At 38.8% G+C, this 8,177-nt stretch carries 9 protein-coding genes and 2 pseudogenes; 5 read left to right on the top strand and 6 right to left on the bottom strand.

What is annotated here, in order from left to right:
• Nucleotides 1–192: 192 nt before the first annotated feature.
• From IM450_RS13210 to IM450_RS13190, 5 genes and pseudogenes are all read left to right on the top strand, one after another.
• Nucleotides 193–297 (top strand): annotated as a pseudogene (locus IM450_RS13210) (PEP-CTERM sorting domain-containing protein); the annotation flags it as partial.
• Nucleotides 298–455: 158 nt separating this feature from the next.
• A complete protein-coding gene (locus IM450_RS13205) occupies nucleotides 456–686 on the top strand; it encodes an addiction module protein (protein WP_002800346.1) in 231 nt (76 codons plus the stop codon).
• Nucleotides 687–757: 71 nt separating this feature from the next.
• Nucleotides 758–985: a type II toxin-antitoxin system RelE/ParE family toxin gene (locus IM450_RS13200; RefSeq protein WP_223211066.1), complete on the top strand. Its 228-nt coding sequence runs from the start codon at nucleotides 758–760 to the stop codon at nucleotides 983–985.
• A gap of 266 nt (nucleotides 986–1,251) precedes the next feature.
• The gene (locus tag IM450_RS13195; RefSeq protein WP_002783391.1) at nucleotides 1,252–1,545 is read left to right on the top strand and encodes a nucleotidyltransferase family protein; all 294 of its coding nucleotides are present in this window, start codon (nucleotides 1,252–1,254) and stop codon (nucleotides 1,543–1,545) included.
• A complete protein-coding gene (locus tag IM450_RS13190; RefSeq protein WP_287665753.1) occupies nucleotides 1,542–1,886 on the top strand; it encodes a HepT-like ribonuclease domain-containing protein in 345 nt (114 codons plus the stop codon). The genes IM450_RS13195 and IM450_RS13190 overlap by 4 nt, the downstream gene beginning before the upstream one ends.
• A gap of 237 nt (nucleotides 1,887–2,123) precedes the next feature.
• On the opposite strand, the pseudogene IM450_RS13185 reads toward IM450_RS13190, so the two are convergent.
• The 6 genes and pseudogenes from IM450_RS13185 to IM450_RS13160 form a co-directional block, all read right to left on the bottom strand.
• Nucleotides 2,124–2,383: pseudogene (locus IM450_RS13185) on the bottom strand (Txe/YoeB family addiction module toxin).
• 582 nt (nucleotides 2,384–2,965) lie between these two features.
• Complete coding sequence (locus IM450_RS13180) at nucleotides 2,966–3,433, bottom strand: type II toxin-antitoxin system VapC family toxin (protein WP_008202187.1); 468 nt, start codon at nucleotides 3,431–3,433, stop codon at nucleotides 2,966–2,968.
• Nucleotides 3,434–3,697 (bottom strand): hypothetical protein, encoded by a 264-nt coding sequence (locus IM450_RS13175; RefSeq protein WP_002800342.1) that lies wholly within the window; start codon nucleotides 3,695–3,697, stop codon nucleotides 3,434–3,436.
• A 392-nt stretch (nucleotides 3,698–4,089) separates the two neighbouring features.
• A complete protein-coding gene (locus tag IM450_RS13170) occupies nucleotides 4,090–5,127 on the bottom strand; it encodes a fatty acid desaturase (protein WP_002800340.1) in 1,038 nt (345 codons plus the stop codon).
• Nucleotides 5,128–5,619: 492 nt separating this feature from the next.
• A complete protein-coding gene (locus IM450_RS13165; RefSeq protein ID WP_287665749.1) occupies nucleotides 5,620–6,783 on the bottom strand; it encodes a pyridoxal phosphate-dependent aminotransferase in 1,164 nt (387 codons plus the stop codon).
• Between the two features lie 254 nt (nucleotides 6,784–7,037).
• A partial coding sequence (locus IM450_RS13160; RefSeq protein WP_353736993.1) for a type IIL restriction-modification enzyme MmeI occupies nucleotides 7,038–8,177 on the bottom strand: 1,140 nt, incomplete at its 5' end.

The following is an 8,177-nucleotide window of genomic DNA, read 5'->3' as shown; positions in this document are numbered from 1 at the left end:
GGTAAGGAGATGCTACCGTTTCTGTAAAAATTTTGGGATTATGAAGAAGATATTTAATCTTTTAATCAACCTTAAACTATTTACTTTTCCTAATCTCCACAATTACGATGCTTTTTCATGTCTTATTTGAAAACGCTATAAAACCCTAATATGAATGTTTAATTAGTTTAATTTTCTTTCTGGAAAACTTGAACTTTAAGTCTCCTGGTAGTCAGTACACTAGGCGCAGTATCAACCCTAAAGCGTAAACTAAAACCCTCCCAATCTACCGAAAAAGAAACCACAAAAGTAGGTTAAATTGCTTCTAAAAATACCATAAATGCCCCTTCATTCAGTCAGTTGAGGGGGTATTTTTGGCATAACTCTCTCAATTCCCATAATTTCAAGGAGGATGGTTTATTTTTTCATCCGATATCTGCTACAATCTAAGATGACTGGTTATAGATGCTTTCAAGATGACTAAAACAGCAGAAACCCTCAAAATAGAACTTGCTCAACTTCCCGTACAAGATCGCGCTGAACTGGCTTACTTTCTCATCCATTCCTTAGATGAAGGTGTAGATGACAATGTTTTAGATGCTTGGGATAGAGAATTAACTCAAAGATTAGCCGAAATTTATGCTGGAACAGCCAAGGGTGAACCATCGGATAAAGTATTATTGGAATTACGAGAGAAATATTCGTGAAACCTGTTATTATTCACAGTGAAGCAAGACGAGAACTTGACAATGCTATTCAATATTATGAGAAGTAAAAGATAGGATTAGGGCTAGATTTACTATCTGAAATTGAACAAGCTCTCGAAAAAATTAAAATTAACCCTAATCTGGGAACAGCCCATACTATCGAAGGGATGCGCCGTTATCTCATTCGCCGTTTTCCTTACATCATCTTTTATGTAGAATTTGAAGCATCTATTTGGGTAGTTGCGATCGCAAATGGAAAACGTAAACCTGATTACTGGAAAAAGCGAAATTTAGAATAATCGAGATACTCAAACCTAAACTAAAACCCTCCCAATCCATCGAAAAAGAAACCAGAAAAGTAGGCTAAATTGCTTCTAAAAATACTATAAATGTCCCTTCATTTAGTCAGTTGAGGGGGTATTTTTTGCATAACTCTCTCAATTCTCATGATTTTAAGGAGTATGGTTTATCCTTTCATCCGCTATCTGCTACAATACAGATACAGGAAATAAAATTTTGATCAGTAGGGTAAAAGTCTTTTCCGTTATCTTAGAAGGTAAGCATCATGAAAAATTTAGAAGAAATTAAAGCGATTTTGGGTCAAGTTAAGTCCTTAGTAAAAGAAAAGTATCATGTCAGTGAATTAGGTATTTTTGGAGATTATGTAAAAGGAGAAGTGCAGGAAAATAGTGAAGTTAATATTCTGATAGATTATACAGAACCGCCTAGTTTACTGGATTTAGTAGATATGGAATATTATTTAAGTGATTTACTTAAGGTAAAAGCGGATGTTATCAGTAAAAATGGCTTAAAAGGAAGAAGGCGAGAAAGAATTTTATCCGAGGTTATTTATGTATGACGCAACGGGAATTTAGAGATTTCTTGCAAGACATTCTAGAGGCAATTTGTCAACTAGAAAAGATGACTCAGGGTCTAAGCTTTGAAGAATTTTCAACTAAGATAGAAATCTTTCTTTCGGCAGTAAAATTAATTGAAATAATTGGGGAAGCAGTCAAAAATATTCCTGATGAAGTGAGAGTTAATTATCCTAATATTCCTTGGAAAAACATCGCAGGTATGCGGGATAAATTAGTTCATGAATATTGGGCAATTGATGAAAAAGTCGTCTGGAAAGTGATTCAAAACAATCTCCCCCAGCTAAAGAGAATCATTATTAGTATTATTGAGAAATTACAATAAATTTTCCTGCCTCTCTGGTGTCCCGTTTTTTAACTTGGCTTTTACGACTAGCATTGATTAATCCTCGACCCTGGCTAAATTAAGTATAACACAGTTTACCTACAAATAGTAGAATGAAAATCGTGCTTCGCGGTTGATATTCTGGTCGGATTTCATTCCCCGCAAAGGTGAGTATCTTGTCGAAAAATCTAGCGGGGGCATTCATCCGACATTTTAGGTAAAATAAATTAAAAGGGGTTATTCATAATGAGTCCACATCCGTATAATTTTGACAACCTTCTCTTCTGGAATAACCTGATAAACCAAACGATGCTGAATATTAATACGTCTAGAATAATAGCTCGCTAAATCGCCACTGAGTTTCTCATAAACAGGATAAGATTGATAGGGATTTGACTTAAGAATATTTAATAACTCGTTAGCTTGTTTTGCCAACCCAGTACGAGCCAGCTTTTCAGCATCTTTTTTCGCTTAAAAACCAACTGCCAATTATCCATTTAAAATTGCTCTGATACCCACCTCATTCACACAATCTTCAATAGAAGTGTTGCCACCTTCAATAATTGAATCTACCATACCAGGAATAGAATACAAATAAAGCGTTTCTTGAATAGATTTCCAATCTTCCTCAGCAATTTAAATAGCATTATTTTTCGTACCAGATAACAAAATTGGTTGATGATTATCATTGGTATCATTCACTAATTCATCAATTTGTTCTTTGGCCTCAGTAACAGTAACAATTTTCATGTAACTATCCCTTAAATTAACAACATAACCGATTCTAACACAAGTCAACTATTATTCCGCATAATAGCACCTTTTCTAAATATTTCTCACTCCTCCGATTAAACGCCAAGGAATAAGAGGATAGCGAGACTTAATTTCCTTTGGTACATTTCTAGTTGCTTCTCCAATTAGATATTTGTTTGATTCTTGGCCAATGCTGCCGATGTCATTCCCTTTGTACGTCGTTCAATTTCGCTGCATCAGATTAATTCCTTTACTCCCTTGAAGGGGATTATTTTTTCCACCTTTTTAAACTCTAAAAATTTCAGAGTTCACAGCTTATCGCTTACTTAAGATGGATAATTATTAGGATTTTCCATCAGCAATTCCTCACTGATAACAGCAACATTCAATTCATTATCTGCCGAGACAAAAGTGATAGAAGGTAAACCACTAGCTAGGCAAAGTGTATTAACAGCACAACCTACTGCTAACTGGATTGCGTCATAACCTCTTAAACCATAAGTTTCCGCTAATACCATTCCTGAATTAATTATACTTTCGGTAATTTCAATGACTTGATAATCTTTAAGCGAGTCCTTTCTCAACTGATGAACTATTGCCGCTGCATCGGTAACGCTAATACTTCCAGTGCGGGATCTTCGCGTAATAGCAGCTACAATTTCTACCTTGGCGATTGCGGCAATAAATATTTCATTATTTAAAGCATCAGTAAATAATTCCAATACCCATGCTGAACCAGTTTCGCTGATATAACGCTTGACCAAGGCACTACTATCTAAGAAATAAAGTGCCATTTAACGGCGTTCCTCAATAATCGTTTCTGAAATAGGTTTTCCCTCGATTTCAATCAATCGTCGCTCAGTTATCGGTTGAGATGAAGGACGCTTAATCTGCTTGACTAATCCAGCATCAAGAAGAGATTGGTGAAATACCGCTTGTTTCTCAGCTTCTTCTTTATCCATAAGATACTGTTGAATCTTCTGATTAAGCAGCTGAAGTTCTTTTAGCTCAAGAGTCTCAAGCTGATTCAAGATTTGAGTAAGGATTGCCTGTGTCATAATCTGCCACTTTTTTTGCTGTCTGAGTAATTAATCTTTTATAGCAAAGTTATAATTGAGCTAGTACAATAGACAGTATCATAAAAACTCACTCTTTAGACCTGCTTGATCGTAAATTTTTAGATTCTAGGCGCTTAATATCCTCTTGTCAGTAGCTGTTGAAAAGCAAAATGATCAAATCCTAGAGAACAGATTAGATATTTGTTTGATTCTTGACCAATGCTGCCGATGTCATTCCCTTTGTACGTTGTTCAATTTCACTGCATCAGCTTAATTCCTTGCCAGTGAACCAAATCCAGAAAAAGACTTTACCGCTAGTTTTGGCAACTATTCTCGGTGTGGGAGGAGGAGGGGGATTTTGCTGCCGTTTCCCCCTCATAGCTAAGATAGGATCAGTTTTTGAGGTAAAAAACCTTACTGCCTTGGTCACTGACAAAATGACAATTGCGGTAGGACTGCCAGAGAGATTTGAAAATCGGTTCTTTCGAGACGCGATAATAGTCTCCTAAGACGGGACGGATGGCCTCGGTTGCTTCTTGGAGATGATAGTGGGGAATAGTGATAAAAATGTGATGGGCGACGTGAGTACCAATTTGGTGATGGATGGGATTAAAGATGCCATAATCGCGATCGATGGTAGAAAGCGCCCCTTTGAGAAAGTACCAGTCTTGACCGCGATACCAGGGAATATCATCTTCGGTGTGGTGTAGGAATGTCACCAGGTCTAACCAAACCACAAAGACGATATAGGGCATGATGTAGTAGTTAAACAGAAACCAAAAGCCTTGGCTAACACCAACCCCGATTAATAGACCTAACATAAAGGTACAGCATACGGTGCTAGTCAGTACCTGCCACCGTTCCGAGGGGCGAAAGAGGGGGCTTTCGGGCATAAAATGGGACCCCTGTTTATTAGGGGAACGACGGAAAAGATAGAGGGGATAAACAAATAAAATTAGCTGAAAACGAGCTAATTTTTCGTACCAAGCCATATTGTTATACTGGGTTTCCGTGACGGGATACCAACTTTCATCGGTGTCGATATTGCCAGTATTAGCGTGATGGGTGCGATGACTGATGCGCCAACCGTGGAAAGGTACGAGAATAGGAGTATGACTGAGATGACCGATTAAGTTATTTAACCAACGATAACGGGAAAAGGAACCGTGACCGCAATCGTGACCGACGACAAATAAGGCCCAAAACATGGTTCCCTGCATAAACCAAAAAAGGGGGAAGAACCAAGCTTGATTAATCTGGTAAGTTATCCAGTAAAGTAGGGTAATAATGCCAATATCAAAAAAAAAGTAGGCTAAAGAGCGAAAAACGCTTGATTGGAAGCAACGGGCCGGGATAGCTAGACGGACATCCTGTAGGGTAAATGGCAAAAATTCTCTTTTTAGGGAGGGTTTAGGTAGGGTTTGGGACACTAGGTTATAACTCAAGGTAGATGACAGGGCAGTATTGACGAAGGCTTGAGTAGCTCAAGTTTTCTATTTCTCGATGCGCTATCTTTTCTCTATCTCAGCTAAGAAGCGGACAAGACCGAGCGATCGAGCGAATTTCGTCTAACTCCCTAGGATTTTATTGTAGGGCTTAATGTAACTTAACAAAAGCCCCGATGAATTATCAATTATGAATTATGAATTATGAATTAACGCGATGTGCAACTGAAAACGACAGAATCAGGGTTCCAGAGGATACTTTATCTCTGCTGATTTCTGAGAGCCTTGTAAATCAAGACTAAAAATATAGTTGCACAGGGGGTGAATCAGGAATTATGAATTGGGGAGCAGGGAGACTACTTCGCGTGCGTTGCGGGGGAGAATAAATAAAAGCTGACGGCTGAAGGCTAATAGCTAAGTGGTTAAACCCAAAAAAAAGGGCGAACAAAATTCACCCTAACAGACACAGTAATCATCCTACAAAGTGCCGATAAACTTATCAATGCGATCGAATCCTTTTTCAATCGTCTTTAGGTCTGTAGCATAGGAAAGACGAATACAATCATCAGCACCGAAAGCAATACCGGGGATAGCGGCTACTTTTTGGGTTTTGAGCAGTTTCTGACAAAAATCCCGGGATTTTAAACCAGTTTGACTAATATCAATAAACACATAAAAAGCACCGTTGGGAGTAGGACAATTGAGTCCGGGGATTGCTCGCACTCGTTCTAAAATATACTGTCGGCGCTCGCTAAAAGCTTTGACCATTTCCTCGATGCAATCTTGGGGACTCTCTAAAGCAGCGATCGCACCGTACTGGGCAAAAGTGCAGACATTAGAGGTACTATGACCTTGGATATTAGTCATGGCCTCGACAATTTCCACCGGTCCTGCTATGTAACCGACGCGCCACCCCGTCATCGAGAAAGCTTTAGCAAAACCATTACTAACAATACTGCGCTGAAAGATTTCCGGACCAAAAGAAGCGATACTGCGGTGAATTGCGCCATCGTAGAGGATTTTCTCGTAAATTTCATCGGAAACCACTAAAATATCCTTTTCAACCACAATTTTTGCTAAAGCTGCGATTTCTTCGGGAGTATAGACAATACCGGTAGGATTAGAGGGAGAATTGAGAACAAATAATTTAGTTTTCGGTGTAATTGCCGCTTCTAGCTGTTCGGGGGTGATTTTATAGTGATTCTCTAGGCTAGTGTTCACTATAACCGATGTTCCTCCCGCTAACGTCACCATTTCAGGATAACTCAACCAGTAGGGTGCGGGAATAATTACTTCGTCCCCCGCTTCAATTAACGCCATGATTAGATTATAGAGAGACTGTTTACCCCCATTGGTAACGATGATATTATCGGCATTGTATGCTAGTTGATTATCCCGCAGCAATTTCTCAGCGATGGCTTTTCTTAACCCCGGTTCTCCGGCAGCCGGTCCATAGCGAGTTTTTCCCTCATCGAGGGCCTTTTTCGCGGCAGCTTTGATGTGAATGGGTGTGTCGAAATCTGGCTCCCCGGCGCTAAAACTACAGACATCTTCGCCGTTTTTCTTCATTTCCTTGGCCAGAGAGTCGATAGCTAGGGTAAGGGAGGGGGTGACTTGATTGACTCGTGACGCTAGTTTCATAGTATTTTACCCTGACAGGGCTTTTCTGATGACCTACACAACCTTTAGTATTGTCCATCACCTCGATTGTTCTGGGTGTTTTTTTATATAATCTCCGGAATTGCGGCGCTTAGGGATGGGTGTGGGGTGTGGGAATTATGAATTATGAATTATGAATTATGAAGTGGGGAGTGGGGAGAACAAAGCTGCCTCCTGTCTCCTGCCGAAGTCTGCCTTTTGCCTCCTGCCTCCTGTCTCGGAGTCTCCTGTCTTCGTTATTGAGGATTTTTTCTTTTTGCGGGTTTTTGTTTGCTGGTAGGGAGTAGGGGAGCGGTTAATTTTTCGTAGAGTTCAAAGAGGTATTCAATACGGTTTAATTCACTGGTGAAAGGTTGGGGACGATAACACAAATCAACGGCTTTGTCAAGTTTTTGGTGAGCTTTGAGCAAGTCGGGAGGCATGGTTAAAGGATCGTATAAATCCGCAAGGCTACTATCGGGATATTTTACCCTAGTATCTAGCACAGTTTGAGCGCAAGTTTCAACGGTTTGTTTTTGTTTGTCGGTGATATTTTCTGGAAAGGGGTAGTTATTATAAACGATGGTGTTTGAATAACGGTAATCACTTTTTAATCGTCCGCAAACATATTTAACCCATGTCATGTGCATTGCTGAAGTAAGAATACCAAATAAATATAAATCAGCATTTGCAACAAAGAGACAACTATCACTAGCAATATAATCTGGACTAAAGAAACCAAATGGAATATATTTTCTATTCTCTGAAGAATGACGCGGTATTAGAATATAGCTGGTTTTTGGCTGTCTATTTTCAGTAAATAATGTTGGGAACTGCGACCATTTAATTGTCGCAACTTTAGAACTAGCCAAACGCATTTCTTTAACAGCTTCTACTCTCTTTAATAATAGAGGCAACTGCTTTAATTCTTTAGGCTGTATTTCTGTTAACCAAAAACACCAGCGTCTTTTATTATTCAGAAACTCATCAGCAGAAATAAAAGGCTTAATAAATTTTTCTCCTGCGGGTTCTTGTCGAATATACTGTTCTTTTTCCTCGTCATTCATCAGAAGATTACCACCATCTGTAGGTTGGCTGCCTTTGATCATTTCAGGCACGTTACAAATGGGTTTTATTTTCTTTAAAATGATTAAATCATTTCCTTCTGTCAGGTAAGGATTAATATTTTTAACCTTTCTTTCTGTTGGTTCACCTTTAATATCAGCATAATCAAAAATACGTTTATTGTCAATATATTCTAGCCCAAAACCAATAATAACACAATGAACTGCGGCGTTTCCTTTTGCTTCATTGCTCCAGCTAAAAGTTCGATGGGCAAAATGAATTTTTATTTTATATTTTTGATAAAGCTCTTGCCAAAGAACACCAACTTGTTC

The sequence above is a fragment of the Microcystis sp. M083S1 genome (genome assembly GCF_020246405.1).
GTDB classification, from domain to species: Bacteria; Cyanobacteriota; Cyanobacteriia; order Cyanobacteriales; family Microcystaceae; genus Microcystis; species Microcystis aeruginosa_C.
This window is presented reverse-complemented; position numbering and strand designations above follow the sequence as displayed.

Excerpts from the sequence above, each read along its gene's own strand:
- IM450_RS13190 (WP_287665753.1), top strand. The coding sequence starts at position 1,542 with ATGACGCAACGGGAATTTAGAGATTTCTTGCAAGACATTCTAGAGGCA.
- IM450_RS13180 (WP_008202187.1), bottom strand. The coding sequence starts at position 3,433 with ATGGCACTTTATTTCTTAGATAGTAGTGCCTTGGTCAAGCGTTATATC.
- IM450_RS13165 (WP_287665749.1), bottom strand. The coding sequence starts at position 6,783 with ATGAAACTAGCGTCACGAGTCAATCAAGTCACCCCCTCCCTTACCCTA.
- IM450_RS13195 (WP_002783391.1), top strand. The coding sequence starts at position 1,252 with ATGAAAAATTTAGAAGAAATTAAAGCGATTTTGGGTCAAGTTAAGTCC.
- IM450_RS13175 (WP_002800342.1), bottom strand. The coding sequence starts at position 3,697 with ATGACACAGGCAATCCTTACTCAAATCTTGAATCAGCTTGAGACTCTT.
- IM450_RS13205 (WP_002800346.1), top strand. The coding sequence starts at position 456 with ATGACTAAAACAGCAGAAACCCTCAAAATAGAACTTGCTCAACTTCCC.